This window comes from Pantoea sp. 1B4 (genome assembly GCF_016925765.1).
Lineage (GTDB): Bacteria > Pseudomonadota > Gammaproteobacteria > Enterobacterales > Enterobacteriaceae > Pantoea > Pantoea agglomerans.
Map to the genome: position 1 here is coordinate 2,506,053 of NZ_JAEUWZ010000001.1, position 14,272 is coordinate 2,520,324.

Here is a 14,272-nt window from a genome sequence, read left to right on the forward strand (position 1 = left end):
TTATCATAAAAGCACTGAAACGGTTGTTTTAACATCGGCAAACAACAAAACTTTGACATGCCTCTAACATCTGCGGAGAAATGCCCGCAAAGTGAGATCCTGTTGGCAGTTTGAAAATCCAGCAGAATCGGGTAAAAATCGCCAATCCGCTGCTTTTACGAGCATCTGAACGCAATTCGGTAAACAGGGCTTTGACAAGCGGGATCTGCGCCGCTAATATTCGCCCCGTTCAAGCGATTCCTCTGTAGTTCAGTCGGTAGAACGGCGGACTGTTAATCCGTATGTCACTGGTTCGAGTCCAGTCAGAGGAGCCAAATTTATGTTTTCATGCATCTTCACGAATCTTTATACGATTTAGATTCAACGAGTTAGTGTGAAAAGTCTTCCCGATGCATTTTCAGTTTTCCCTCCGCATCGGGAGAATTTGGTGGTCAGATTTGGGGTCATGTTGGTTCGATGACGCAGCGACCCCCAAATGTCTCTTAACGACTCAAAAATCCGCAACTTAAAATCATCTGCAAAACCCTTCAAAATTTCCGATTGCCATGGTCTGTACCTGTTGGTTAATCCAGGCGGTTCACGTCTCTGGTATCTCAAATATCGTATCAATGGTAAAGAATCCCGCCTCGGCTTAGGGGCCTATCCCGATGTTTCTTTGGCTTACGCCCGACAGCAACGTGATGGCATACGCAAAGCTGCTGGCGCAAAATATCAATCCAGCCCAGCAACGTATCGCAGAGAAAGCTGGCCGCTCACCGGAAAAAACATTTAAGCACGTTGCATTGAACTGGCATAAAAGCAACAGAACATGGTCACAGAACCACTCTGCCCGCCTGCTTGCCAGTATGACAATCACCTCTTCCCCGTTATTGGACATTTGCCGGTAGCTGAACTGAAACCTCGTCACTTTATCGACCTGCTAAAAGGCATTGAACAAAAAGGTCTGCTGGAAGTCGCAGCACGTACCCGGCAGCATATGTGCAACATCATGCGGCATGCAGTGCATCAGGGGATGATTGAGAGCAATCCCGCGTCGAATCTAGAAGGTATCATCGCAGCACCGGTTAAACGACACTACCCCGCCCTTCCCCTTGAACGACTTCCCCAACTGTTGATCCGCATTGACGGCTATCATCAGGGACGGGAATTAACCCGGCTGGCTGTTTCTCTTACCCTGTATGTCTTTATTCGCTCCAGTGAACTGCGGTTTGCCTGCTGGACGGAGATAAGTCTCAGAAACAAAATCTGGACTATCCCCGCCACACGAGAACCCATCCCCGGAGTCCGCTATTCCGACAAGGGGGGCGAAAATGCGCACGCAGCATATTGTACCGCTGTCACAACAGGCCATCGGCATACTGAAGCAGATAAGAGAAATCTCCGGTGATCAGGCGCTGGTGTTCCCCGGCATCCATAATCCATCTAAACCAATGAGTGAAAATACGGTTAATAAGGCGCTGCGGCTGATGGAATATAATACTAAAGAGGATGTCTGCGGCCACGGATTCCGGGCAATGGCCTGCAGTGCCCTGATTGAATCAGGCCTCTCGTCACAGGATGCGGTGGAGCGTCAGATGAGCCATCAGGAGCGCAATAGCGTGGGCAGCATACGTTAACAAGGCGGAGCATCTGGAAGCCCGCAAGGCGATGATGCAGTGGTGGTCAGATTATCTGGATATGTGCCGGAAAGAGTATGTGCCGCCTTATATTTGTGTGAAGGGGAGCATCTACACAATGAGCTATCCCTTCTGACGAAATAAACCACAAAAAAAGGGCCGTATCAGTCTGCACTGGTACGGCATTTTTCTGGCTTCAATTCGGAGAAATTGTTAAGCCGTTTATGAACATCTTCAGCCGAGCTTGAAAGGGACACTCTTCATCCGCACCATCATTCAATCCCGGTGCCACCATACCGCGTATGACCTCTATCCCCCCAAGATGCCAGATTTTCAGCAACAATCGCTGAGGTTCTTACGTCTTCAAAAGCGATTTCTGAATACTGATTAATATCATGGCTAAATGAAACAAGCTCCGGAACATAGCTGGAAATAATAAGGAGTAACGTGCGGTGCAACCTGCTCAAGGGTTTTACCGACAATTTTTATATATTTCATTAAGGATAGACTAAGCATTTAATGAAAAGGGATATAGGGAAATAACAGCATTATGCACTCTTTTTGTTCAGGATTTATCCACTATGGTTACGGCCCGTTTTTGGCGGATCCCGATGAGGTAGAGTGTGCATCCCAACGCGGCAAACAGCATCAGGAAATAGAATATCGCCGAGGGCCTGGTAAGATGGCTTTCAAGTAAATAGCCAAACAGTATTGCGTTCGCACCTCCGCCTAACATCGAAATATTCTGTACGCCAAAGTAGGCCCCTTTCATATCGTCTCTGGCAATCGCATCGATAAAAAGAAATTCGGAGGGAACAATAATCACCTCACCCAGTGAAAAGAATACGGTGGCGATAACCCAGAATATAGTCAGCTCAGATACCTGATAAAACAATAGCCCGCATATCAACAAACCGCTGCCAATCATTACGCTGAACACCATATTCTTATGGGTTATTCTTTTACCTATAACGTATTGTAGCAAAATAACGGTCGCGGCATTAATGCTCACGATCAGCGTAACCAACCTTAGCGCCTCGGACTCACTGGCCACATACCCCAAATACTGCGACAAATAAGTGGCAAATCGCGCATATACCAGTGCACTAAACAGGCCTCCGAACATAAAAAGTTGCAGCCGATTATCAGTCACTAACACTTTTAAAGTCTGCTTCAGGCTGGCTTTCTGACCGCTTTGCGGACGAACTTCCCGCAGATGCACATGATAGCGTCGATAAAACATCAGCAGGATCAACAAAGAAATAAAACTCAATCCTCCCGAAAACCACATCGGGGCACGAACGGCATACTGGCTAATGGTGATGCCAAGAATCGGCCCACTGCAAAAGGCAATATTAATAAGCGTGTAACTAACCGAATACGCCGCGCCACGTTGTTCAGCGGGCAATAAACCGGTCAGAAGTGACTTGACCGAAAGGTGCATTGTCGTGAAGGCCACTTCAATAATGACCAGCAGAATAAACACCTGAGTAAACTGGCGAGAAGCGGGCAGCACGGCATAGACCAACACTGAAACAAAAATAGCCAATAGCAGCGCGCGCAAGGGGTTAAATTTGTCTACCAGGATACCGCAATAGACTCCCGCCAGCGTGGCGATCACCAAACTTCCACCCAGCGCGTAGCCTGTCAGTAGCGGATTAAAGCCCAGCGTATGAGAGAGATAAATCGGGAAAAAAGTGAAGGTCAACGCACGGCTAAAATGTAAAATAAAATCCAGAATAAACAGCGGCGTCAAAAAAAGAATTTCTAATCATATTTCAACAACTCCCTGTGACCAAACTGTAACGATACTGCATCAATAGCTCCTACCAGATCAACGGCATGCCCCAATGCTTCAAGGGACTCACCCAGCGCATTGACCAAACGAAGTACGTTTGCAGGACGGCATTGTTCACCCATTTGACCAATGCGTAGTAACGGAGATCCGAAAGAGGCGGAAATCTCGACACGGTGCTGCTGCAACAGATGGTCGATTAACGCCGCCGAAGAGAGCCAAATCGGCAGATGAAATCCAACCACCGCATCCAACCGAGTTGGAACCGGTGCCGTCAACATCAGTCCAAACTTCTCAATTGCCTTTTGTACCCCGAGTGAACTCCGCCGATGGCGTTCAATACGCAGGGGAAGCGTCTCTTCGTTTAGAAGCCGCAGCGCCTCGTGCAGAGCAAAGATACCGTTCACCGGTGCCGTGTAGTGATATCGATGGTGATACCAGAACTCTTTCGCCAGCAATGCGTCATAGCACCATTGTGTCGGGGTAAATTTACGCTGGACCACGCTCTCCCACGCCTCGGGCGAGAAGGCTATCAGCGACACTCCGGGGATCGACGACAATCCCTTTTGCCCTCCGCAGAACACCACGTCCAACTGCCAGTTATCCATCAATACTTCGGTTGTTCCAAGTGTGCACACTGTATCAACCACCACCAGAGCGCCATGCTTTTTACATAGTGCAGCAATCGAAGAAAGGCTGGGGTTAAGAGTTGTAGACGATGTCTCGCCGTGTACCAGCGTCACCACGTCAAAATCCTGCAGTTCCAGCAGTGCGTGAAGCCGCTCCAATGGGAATTCATCCTTGCCGTCGAACTCAAAGAGTAGCACCGTGGCCTGATGCCGCTGTGCCATCTCGAACATGCGCAAACCAAAATGCCCGGAACTGATTGCCAGCACGCGCGATCCACGATGAACCAGATTACCGATTGCCATTTCCGCCGCCGCCGAGCCGGGACCGGAAAGGCCAAAAATCCAAGGGGTAATCGTTTGAAAGGCATAGCGCGCCATTGCCTTTAGTTGCTCAACCACCTCATCCATTCTTTCTCCGAGATGGCTGGCAATGTGCGTGTTCGCCTGCCTTACGGTTGGTGGTTGTGGAACGGGCCCCGCCCCCATCAGCAAGGTTTCATAAGGAAAAAAACTACTTTCCAACGCAGGGAAGTTGTTTGCAGAGATCATGCGATTTCCTCGGGACGAGAAAAACGCAGGTCCTCTACCAAACGGATTTTTCCGCTTACCGGATGACGCGCAAGTTTTTCGACTTGCACGACCCTGACTTGAAAATCCAGCAGCTCAATTGACACGCCATCACCCGGGCGCAGGGAGGGTAAGGCTGCCTGCAAATTTTGCTCAAGCGCCTGTGTATCCACAGGCTGGGGAGCCTCAATGCTTACCTGCAACATTTCCCGATGCCCTTTTTGACTGATGGTCAGCTGCAGCTGAGCTATACCAGCCTCAGATAAGACGTTAGCAACATCTTGATAATAAAGTGACTGGCGACCATTAAGGACGATTAGCCCATCGCTACGCCCCAAAAATTCGAGTACTCGACCGCCATCCCGCTGCGGTACAATGCGCCCAACGTCACCGATTTTGTAACGAATTAGCGGGTATTCAAATTTTTGCCAATTGGTCAATAAAATATGCCCACGCTCGCCGTCGGCCACGGGATTTCCGAGGTCATCAACTATTTCAACATAGTTATAATCATCAACCAGATAATGCTCGACACCCTGCAATGGCGGAGACTGGTAGCCAATCTGCGCACCGTCATTGGCCGCCAGAATACTGTGAAACGTCTTAATACCCAGCGTCTCGATCAACCATTTTTTGCGGTGTTCAGGCCACAGTGCCCCACCATAAATTACTTTTTCAATATGGAACTGTGGGTCGATTTGTTTTGCCTGTGACAGAAGCGTGTCAAGTAAGCTTGGGATGCCAACAATAGCATTGATATCAAACGTCTGATGTAAATAAACCAACTCGTGTGGCGTAATATTCTGACCTACTGTATAGGCCTCAACCGGCATCAGCGCCAGCTCCTGAGAAGAAGTCAGCATGCCGCCATACATATGGCCGCCGTAGAGCGTGTTAACTACTCGGTCACCCGCCACCAACCCGATGTCATAAAGGGTTTGTACCGCTTCATGGATCATGCTTTGCCAGTCATCGCGCGAGTAAGGAATATAGCGCGTCTTGCCGCCGCTAGACCCTGACACTAGCACCTCGCCGGAAGGAAGTGCCTGAGACGCCATTGCTCTGCCATACGGCGGCGAGCCGTGTTCCAGCGCCTGCTTGGTCAACACCGGTAATTGGTGCAGTTCTGCCACAGTTTGCGGCTGCGCAACCTGCTGGTAATGAGGTAGCCGTTGGGTCTTATAGAGTAGGAAACGCAGCCGACTGTCGAGCCGCTGGCGACGTTCGTCGGGACTTAATTGACGGCGAACTTCGCTTAGGGAAACGCCTGCATGATGCACTTTTACAATCAGCGGTGCGGTCCAGGCATCCAGTAAATCCACAGACAGTGCATAAGGCGCGCTTGCTCCCGGAGCAACCTGATAGCGGATCCCAGCTTTCCCCTGCACGCTGGCGAGGGCCTGTTCGGGAATAAAAATGACCGGCGCAGAGTCTTGCGGCGCATGGGTCAGCGTAAGATTGAACGGAGCAAACGTCTGCAGCCGAGATGCCCTTTCAATTATTTGCTTCCAAAATGGTTCAAAGCCGCTGGCCAGAGAGACCTGATTACCGGTGAGCCACGCGAGCAGCACTCCGCGCACCTCACCTTCCAGACTGGCGCTTTTCAAGGTTACAGACCCGAGGGGCACCAATTCGGTTACCTCATTGGTGTAGGGATAATAGACCCACGGAAGTGCATGCAAATTTCCTAGCCTTATCTGCACCACCTGCTCTAACGCCGTTGCATCCAGCAGCGCCCTGATCTGCTCAGCCTGCCTGGGGGTGAGGGGGATCCGCCCACTCGGCGTGTTGTTGTAAATCGTCGAACAGCGCCGCAAGTGTGATAATACGATCGGTCAAAAATTGCATGATGTCACCCTGCTAAAGTTATTGAATAAATTATGTTTTTCGGTGAACTCAGTGAGTCGAAATTTCCGTTAAACATCGCTGCAGGAAGAGTTGTAATTGGTGTGGCGTCTCTGCGCGAGCAATCAGTGACAGAGGCAGAAGGTCTTCGTTATAGGTAAGAATATCGGCTTGTGCGCCTGTACGTTGAAAACTGACCAGATGAGGGCTGCTCAATATTCCCTCAGGGATATTGAGCGTTTGCGAGTCGAGCAAGTGATGAGCTGGATAGAGCAAAAATCCAAAATAGTGCGTTGAAGCCGGCTGTTGACGAGGCAAAGGCAGTGCAAGGTAATCGCTTATTTCCACCGAAGGCAGATGAACGCCGGTTCTTGAGCGATGTGTCTCTACGATACGGGCACCGCCGAGGCGATTGGCAGCCTCAAGAAATATGCATGTTTCTCCATCGTAAAATGCCTCGATGTGAAAGCAACCGCGCACTATTCCAAGTGCGGCAATCACTTCATCGATGAACCGGCGAAACGTATCGTTTAGCACCACCTGGAAAGATCCCACTGGCACCCCGGAGAGATACTCTAACGGTGAATTGATATAGCGACTGGCCAGCAGGTGCTGAACCTCCCCCCGCGATAACTACGCCGTCAAAATGATAAAGCGGTGCATCGATAAACTCTTCAAGCTCGTAGTTGTTCCATCCCGGTTTATCCTCAACATACTCTACTGCTGCCGCAAAGCTTTCATGCAGGGTGATCCCCTGACTCGAAGCCCCGTCACGCGGCTTACTGATAGTTTTCCCCGTCCAGCCTCCCTGGATAACTTGCTCTGGGGCATCAATAAAACGCGGGTAACGCAATGTGCCCCGAGCAGCGATCCGCTGCTTCATTTTTACCTTGTCTCGAACCACCTCGATTTGCTCATAGGACGGTCCGGCCAGCCCCAGTTCTTCGCGAATATGGCAAGCCTCAAGGATGCCATATTCCGACAGGGCAAGCAGTGAGGAGTAGTCATCACTCGGACTCACCCGAGCCAGCACTTCAGACACCAGATTCTGTTCCGACGCGGGCGGGAGCACTATTTTTTGATAACGCAACGCCTCAGGCAGGTCACTCAGATGCTTTGCTAATCCGATATAGGTGACCTGATGCTGCTGGTGATCGATGACATGGTCATAGCGCATCTTTTTGAAAGGGGCCTGGTGCAAAATCAGTATTTTCATCGAGTCACCTCAAACAGGGAAATTCCCCAGCTGAATCCCATCGCACTGGTAGCCATCGCCAGCATGTCGCCCTTTTGCAATCGTTCCGTTTTCAGCAGCTGGCGCAGCGCTATCCAGTTATCACCGCCGCCCAGATGACCGTTGGCATGATAGTTAAATACGCTGCGCTCATTGGGCAATGCCAGTCGCGTAAGCAAGGCGTTATGGACATTGATATCGCCCTGATTAATGAGCAAAAATTTAATATCGAGCAAATTCAAACCCGTTTTTGACAGGCTGCGGTCAAGTAATTGGCTGAGCATCTCCACATAAACCTGGAGCAGGCCTTTACGGGTATAGTTTTTACGCGCAAGCACCCGCCCCTGGCGATACTCCCCCCTGATACATATCGCACCATGTGGGGTCAGTCTGCATATCGCAGGCCGACAGAGTAAGCAAAGGACATTCGATGCCAACCAGCAGCGCCGTCGCGCTGTCGCCAAAATTAAACAAGGCACGAGATGCGGAGTCAGCATGGTCTATCAAACCACTTAACCGATCGCAGATAATCACCAGCGCCGTTTTCTCGGGATTGGCATTAACCCAGCCGGTAGCAATGGCAATACCCGTTGCTCCCGCATTACAGAAGTTAACGACTTCAAAACAGTGCGCCTGAGTCGCACCTAACTGTTCTGCGACTTTGGCGGCGGGAGACCAAAAAAGGCTTATCCCACACGCCGGAGCCGCAGTAGATAATCCAGTCCAGCTGCGATGCAGCCATATTCCCCTGCTCCAGCACCCTCTGCGCAGCCTTGGTCGCATACTCCCAATCGCTTTTGTCGGTGTCGAATATAGAGAGAAAGGGAGCAGGAAGAATTTCCTCCAGCTCTTTAGCGTCTACACCCGACAGCCGTGCAATATCCTGCCGGGACACATTGCCCGGCGGGATGACGGTTTCAAACGCGGTAATGCCTGCGCGCGTCATTATTTCACCGCCACTCGGTGAACCGTTCTTGACTGATTATCTTCGACGTCGGTCACTGCATGGTAGGCCGTCTCGGTTTTCCACAGCAGCAGGTCGCCCTTAGTCCACTTATGTCGATAGCCGTGACCAGGATCGGTGACTAACTCTTCGACCAAATTGAGAAACTCCTGATTTTCGTTGGCATCAAAACCAATAACGTAGTCGAGATAGTCTTTAGCACCGTATAAATACGGTAGTTTGGTATAAGGATCGATTTTCACCAGTGGATGAGTGACGGGAGGATGGAGTTCGTCGGCCTTTTTCATTAATTCGGTAATTGAATATCCGGCATGCTCCGGGCGGATTTTGAAACGTTTCCTGACCGTATGAACCGCATCACGTCCGGAAATTTTGTCTTTCCAATGCTGTGAGAGCCTGTCATAAACATTCCCCGCACTGGAAAAAAGCGTGTCCCCGCTCCATCGCGGAATGTTAATACCGTGCAACAGCGTGTAGGTCGTCGGATTATCGGTATAAGACGAATCCTGATGCCAGAAATTACCCACTCTCGGCACACCGTAAGCCTTACCGTTAACCACCTCATTGGAGGAGATCATTATCTCCGGGTGTTCAGGGTGACGATATTGACTCATCACAAAGGGTACCGGCTCCCCAATTACACGTGCCAGCTCAACCTGATCCCCCCGGGGAAATATCGAGACCTTTAAAAATAAGCAGCTCATTTTCGTGTAATGCATGCAGTACGCGGTCGCGAACTTCAGGCACACGAATATCGCTAATAGAAACATCATGAATTTCTGCACCGATATAATTGCTAACTTTTTCAATTCTCATTTTTAATTCCTCAAGAAAGATCGAGTGCACTTTTTAAGGCGAAGGCAAAACGTTCTATCTGCTCAAGTGAATGATCTGGCGTCACGGTCACGCGAAAACGCTCTTGTCCGCGCGGCACGGAAGGATAATTAATGGGTTGAACATAAATTTTAAAATGTTTGAGAAGCTTATCGGAGACGGCTTTTATTCTGGCCAATCCAGGAATAATAATGGGCAAGATATGGCTTTCTGCATCAATAAAATCTATCTGGTGCTTAGCCAGTGCTGCTTTCAAATGGCGTACGTTTAGAAATAATTTCTTTCGCCTGTTGGATGCGGCCACTACCTTATTGATGCTGGTCAGCGTGGCCTCCAGTAATGCCGGTGGTAGTGATGTGGTGAAAATAAAACCCGGCGCAAGGCTGCGGATGCAGTCAACTGCATCTCTGTCGCCGACAATAAACCCGCCCGTGGTGCCTATAGCCTTGCCAAACCCACCCTGAATAAAGTCAATATCTCTAACCTGCAGCGCTTCAATTAATCCTAATCCGCGCTCACCTAATACACCGAAAGAATGTGTTTCATCGATAAAGGTTAAGGCATTATATTTCTTAGCCAAGCGTACAATATCTTCGACGGGTGCTAAATCACCGTCCATGGAATAAATAGACTCAAACACAATAATCTTAGGTCGTTCAAAAGGCTCAAGAGAAAGCCCAATCTCTAGATGTTTTAAATCATTATGTTTGAATATATACTTCTCGGCCTTACTCTTTTTAAGCCCCTCAATAATAGAGCGGTGATTCAGTTCATCGGAGTAAACCTTAATGTTATCAAATAGCGCTACCAGAACACCTAAACTTTCCGTATTGGCTAAATATCCATTATTAAAAACCAGAGCACTCTCTCGCTGATAAAGATCGGCCAATCTCTTTTCCAGAGCTACGTGCGCCAGGGTGTTCCCCGAGATATTACGTGACCCCCCCAGAACCCGCACCGTACCTGCTCAGTGATGCCTTGAAGTCATTAATAACTTGCTGATCCTGCCCCATTCCCAGATAGTCGTTACTGCACCAGACTTCAATCTTTTCATTCTGATAATCGGCCAGAGGGAAATGGCCGGCACTGCGAGAGAACTCGAGGAAGTGACGATATGCTTCCGTAGATTTCAAATGCTGCAATGTATGGAAAAAGATATCACTATAAACATCTTTATTCTCAACCTCAATCATCGACATGGCTCACCTCTGTTATAAAGTACACCCGCTAATAAAGCACACCCCTTTACAGTTCGACGATACCCCCCTTAAGTTAAATTTATTTAAATAATTTTAATAGATAAGCATTATTATTTACCACAAAAGATAATAACATCAAGAATTAATGACTAATTGCAGACAAATGCAAATAGCGCAATGTAAATTGCGCTATTTACTTACCTATTTATATCATTACTCTATACTGACGATCGCCTTACCAATATTTCCACCTTTAAGCATGGAAAGAAAAGCGTCTACAATATTATTAAAACCGTGGGTAACAGTGTCTTCTGGCACCACCCTTCCAGTTTGAATGTGAGGAATAATGAATTCCTCCAGCTCGTCCTGAAAATCTTTATAGTCGCGCACCAGGAAGCCTTGCAGAGTTAGGCTCTTACCCACAATATCAAACAGGTTATAAGGGGCAGTGGGCGGCGTTAACGCGCTGTATTGCGCGACCGCGCCGATAAGTGCCGCGCGCCCAAAATCTTTAAATGCAGCAATAGCAGCCTCGAGCTGTTCACCGCCCACATTGTCCAGATAAACATCGATGCCTTCAGGAATGACATCACGTAACTGCGCGCTTATCTTGCCAGATTGATAGACAAACGCATCGGTATAACCGAGTCTCTCAGTCAGAATTTTAGACTTTTCAGCATTGCGTGTGCTACCAACTATGCGTTTTGCACCAAGCAGTGCCGCAAACTGGGCTGCTGCCGAGCCAACTCCGCCTGCCGCCGAGGAGATATAAAGTGACTCACCGGGCTGCAAACGAGCAATTTTGGTCAGTGCCACCCAAGCGGTAAGTCCAGTACCTCCTAGCAGACTCAGCCATGCCCGTAACGGCACGCCCGCAACGGGGGCAATGACGCGGCCTTCCTCCGGCGTCACCTGTGCATAGGTCCGCCAACCTTTGCGATGAAATACCCAGTCACCTGAATGCAGGGCTGGCGTATTCGAGCGTATCACTCGCCCAATCGTTCTGCCTTCTAATGGTTCGTTTAATTCCCAGTCACCATCCATACACTCCCGCATATAAGGATCGACCGAGAAGTGGACGTTCTCGACCCATGCAGCCCCTTCTCCCAAGGGTTCCAGCGGCTGCTCAACGAAGCGGAAGTTCTCTGCCAGAGGTTCGCCGTGGGGCCTGGAAATTTGATGAACAAAAATATTATGCTGACTTATAAATTTATCACTACTCACATTAACTGCCTTGTTAACATTTAACCAGAAAGGTAACTGTAGTATCGGTTGGGCAAGGAGTTAAATGCGGATTAAGCAATAATTATTAAGTAATTTGCATAAACCCGCTTTATCTGGGTCTTTACGCTTTTACGGTCCACCACTTTTTTTTGGATTAAGGAGTGAAGGAATGCAGGCAGTAACAATGAGGCAGCGGACAGAATTATTTTCGCGGGTTAAGGCGCGAAAATAGTTAAGGCACTGCGCCTCATCGGCAAACAGCCGCACCCACGCAGATTTTGCCAGCCGGGGGGGAGCCGAATAAATTTCGCTGCCCCAGCGAGCGAAAAGCTGTCGCCCACGACAGCGGTTTATTTGGGGGGCATAGCCCCGCACACCGTCGCGGCTATGTTACAGGCCAAAAGCCGGTAGCGTGACGCGCCCCCCTCTTGAAAGGTCAGCTTCCCTTTTATCGTCGCTGCGAGGAACGAGCAAAGGGAAGAAAAAGGCGAAAGCAACCGTCATAAAGGTGGGGCGTAGTTGGCGACGATGTGATAGTGAGATCTGAACGACTGTGTAGAAGCGGGTCAAGTATTCAATCTGTTGATGGATCTTTATAATTCATGATTTTACGGTTAAGGATTTATGGCTCTGGTTGACGTGAAGTGTCCTTTTTGTGAAAGCTTATATGCTGTTAAAAAACAGGGCAGCGAATTGTAGAGCTGGCCTTGCTCAATGCCATCAATGCGCCGACAGGATTTCCACTTAATACGATATTTGAGGAAGGTGGTTGCTGTTATGTGATTGGCTCAATGTGCAACAGCAAAATCATTACCGCTCAGCGCATGCTGCTGGTTCGCCTGTATCAACTGGCGGAAAAGCGCGAGCGAGTGAAAAAAGTACCCCGCCCCATTGCTAATTATCTTTCCGAACTGAAATACCATTTATCCAGGCCAGCGCTGGAAGGTTTGGGCGCGGCACGCGATAAAGGCGTGCATATTAATTTAAAAGACTGCCCGGCAGATTTGAAAGGTGACGCCGTAGTGGGCGCGGTCGTTGAGAACGCCAAATTCAAACTGGTTTATCGCGTCATGCATCCGGATATCGCCGAATGGGTGGCAAGAATGTCCGGTACTATATTAGTCGATGATGAGGTCCGCAAAGCGAAAACTGACGCCGTGCTGACAGAGACTATCGACGATGAACGCACCATCAGGCAGGCCGAGCGTTTCTTTACCGACAGCAATATGATTCTGAACTTACCCGATTTTGTCAGCTTCATCTTCACGACAAAAGCACTCCCGTCTGCTTCTCTGATTTCGCCCATCAGGGTGAAAAAACGCGAACTGGAGATCAGTGCCGTGTCGCCCGCGATTGCCGCCACCGCCGCAACGGTTAACATATCCTTGGATTTTAGCGAGGAGGAAACATCCCCCCGACCCCGCATCAACGCCGAATATCACCACAACGCGGCCCGATCTTTTTTTTGATGAGACGGATGAAAAAGACACGACAACACCGAATACCAATAAAGAGGAAAACCCGGCATTGCTGGATTTGTAAAGGGGGAATGATGCTGATCACCTCATACAACGAACGCCAGACGCGACGCCGCGAAAAAATACAACGACTGCTGAATTTCCTGAAGGAAGAAACGTACAGTGATTTTAAAACGCTGATGCTGCTGTTTGGCTTCAGGGATCATAAATCGCTGTATTCCCTTCTTTCAAAAGTCGAGGGCATGGGCTTAATACAAAAGCACGTCCTGGTATCGCGCACGATGAAAATTTCATTGTGGGGCATAACCAGTGACGGGATAGCCGTCGTGTTAACCCCCGACGATGCGCTTTTCCCGGCGCGGTTTGAGCCTTCAAAAATTACCGGCTGGACGCTGGAGCATCACCTTGATAATCAGACAGCCCGCATCATCCTTGAGCAAAAAGGCGCATACGGGTGGATAAATGGCGATCGCACGACCTTCCTCAGTCGTTACCAGGTCAGTCACCGCCCAGACGGACTGATTACCCTCCTCGGCGGCACGGTGATCGCCATTGAGACCGAGCGACGCCTGAAAACCAGAGCCCGTTATCAGTCGATCATCGCCAGCCATTTACTGGCCCGGACCGTAAAAACTGGATTTACGTTTTTTATATCGTGCCGGACCCGCAGAAAAAGCGCGGTCTTGAACGGCTGTTTGACAGTATCAGACACGTCATCGTTAACCATCAGCACATCCCGCTGGAAACCCGCCACCGAAATGTCTTCCGCATCTACACGCTCGACGAGTTGCAACGGCTGGATTTAGGCAACTGCATATAGTTGTTCTGTATCACTAACTGCCCCAACCCGCCCACCAGCAGCGCAACGACCGGAAGTAATGCCCTAC

The 14,272-nt window shown here is 49.4% G+C and carries 12 protein-coding genes, 1 tRNA gene and 3 pseudogenes; 4 read left to right on the forward strand and 12 right to left on the reverse strand.

What is annotated here, in order from left to right:
* The first annotated feature begins 238 nt into the window (after positions 1–238).
* Both JNO11_RS12225 and JNO11_RS12230 read left to right on the forward strand, forming a co-directional pair.
* A tRNA-Asn gene (locus JNO11_RS12225) sits at positions 239–314 on the forward strand.
* Positions 315–475: 161 nt separating this feature from the next.
* Positions 476–1,752: pseudogene (locus JNO11_RS12230) on the forward strand (integrase arm-type DNA-binding domain-containing protein).
* Between the two features lie 429 nt (positions 1,753–2,181).
* On the opposite strand, the gene JNO11_RS12235 reads toward JNO11_RS12230, so the two are convergent.
* The 12 genes from JNO11_RS12235 to JNO11_RS12290 form a co-directional block, all read right to left on the reverse strand.
* Entirely contained in the window at positions 2,182–3,372 is a 1,191-nt protein-coding gene (locus JNO11_RS12235) for an MFS transporter (RefSeq protein WP_325177346.1), read from the reverse strand.
* An 11-nt stretch (positions 3,373–3,383) separates the two neighbouring features.
* Complete coding sequence (locus JNO11_RS12240; protein WP_187491526.1) at positions 3,384–4,589, reverse strand: aminotransferase class V-fold PLP-dependent enzyme; 1,206 nt, start codon at positions 4,587–4,589, stop codon at positions 3,384–3,386.
* Positions 4,586–6,178: a hypothetical protein gene (locus tag JNO11_RS12245; protein WP_325177347.1), complete on the reverse strand. Its 1,593-nt coding sequence runs from the start codon at positions 6,176–6,178 to the stop codon at positions 4,586–4,588. The genes JNO11_RS12240 and JNO11_RS12245 overlap by 4 nt, the downstream gene beginning before the upstream one ends.
* 325 nt (positions 6,179–6,503) lie before the next feature.
* Positions 6,504–6,989, reverse strand: coding sequence for a hypothetical protein (locus JNO11_RS12250; protein WP_325177348.1), 486 nt, complete (start codon positions 6,987–6,989; stop codon positions 6,504–6,506).
* A complete protein-coding gene (locus JNO11_RS12255) occupies positions 6,955–7,668 on the reverse strand; it encodes a hypothetical protein (protein WP_325177349.1) in 714 nt (237 codons plus the stop codon). Before JNO11_RS12255 ends, JNO11_RS12250 begins: the two co-directional genes overlap by 35 nt.
* Positions 7,665–8,024 carry a 3-oxoacyl-[acyl-carrier-protein] synthase III C-terminal domain-containing protein gene (locus tag JNO11_RS12260; RefSeq protein ID WP_325177350.1) on the reverse strand — a complete coding sequence of 120 codons (360 nt, stop codon included), beginning with the start codon at positions 8,022–8,024 and terminating at the stop codon, positions 7,665–7,667. Before JNO11_RS12260 ends, JNO11_RS12255 begins: the two co-directional genes overlap by 4 nt.
* Before the next feature lie 281 nt (positions 8,025–8,305).
* Positions 8,306–8,632 (reverse strand): hypothetical protein, encoded by a 327-nt coding sequence (locus tag JNO11_RS12265; RefSeq protein WP_325177351.1) that lies wholly within the window; start codon positions 8,630–8,632, stop codon positions 8,306–8,308.
* Entirely contained in the window at positions 8,632–9,264 is a 633-nt protein-coding gene (locus JNO11_RS12270) for a TauD/TfdA family dioxygenase (protein ID WP_325177352.1), read from the reverse strand. The genes JNO11_RS12265 and JNO11_RS12270 overlap by 1 nt, the downstream gene beginning before the upstream one ends.
* Before the next feature lie 37 nt (positions 9,265–9,301).
* Positions 9,302–9,466, reverse strand: coding sequence for a hypothetical protein (locus JNO11_RS12275; RefSeq protein WP_325177353.1), 165 nt, complete (start codon positions 9,464–9,466; stop codon positions 9,302–9,304).
* 10 nt (positions 9,467–9,476) lie between these two features.
* Positions 9,477–10,442: a 5-aminolevulinate synthase gene (gene hemA, locus JNO11_RS12280; RefSeq protein ID WP_325177354.1), complete on the reverse strand. Its 966-nt coding sequence runs from the start codon at positions 10,440–10,442 to the stop codon at positions 9,477–9,479.
* A complete protein-coding gene (locus JNO11_RS12285) occupies positions 10,417–10,683 on the reverse strand; it encodes a hypothetical protein (protein ID WP_325177355.1) in 267 nt (88 codons plus the stop codon). Before JNO11_RS12285 ends, hemA begins: the two co-directional genes overlap by 26 nt.
* Before the next feature lie 213 nt (positions 10,684–10,896).
* Positions 10,897–11,907 (reverse strand): NADP-dependent oxidoreductase, encoded by a 1,011-nt coding sequence (locus JNO11_RS12290; RefSeq protein ID WP_325177356.1) that lies wholly within the window; start codon positions 11,905–11,907, stop codon positions 10,897–10,899.
* 698 nt (positions 11,908–12,605) lie between these two features.
* Here JNO11_RS12290 and JNO11_RS12295 point away from each other — a divergent pair.
* Both JNO11_RS12295 and mobC read left to right on the forward strand, forming a co-directional pair.
* Positions 12,606–13,449 (forward strand): annotated as a pseudogene (locus JNO11_RS12295) (MFS transporter); the annotation flags it as partial.
* A 10-nt stretch (positions 13,450–13,459) separates the two neighbouring features.
* Positions 13,460–14,205 (forward strand): annotated as a pseudogene (gene mobC / locus JNO11_RS12300) (MobC family replication-relaxation protein).
* Positions 14,206–14,272: the final 67 nt, after the last annotated feature.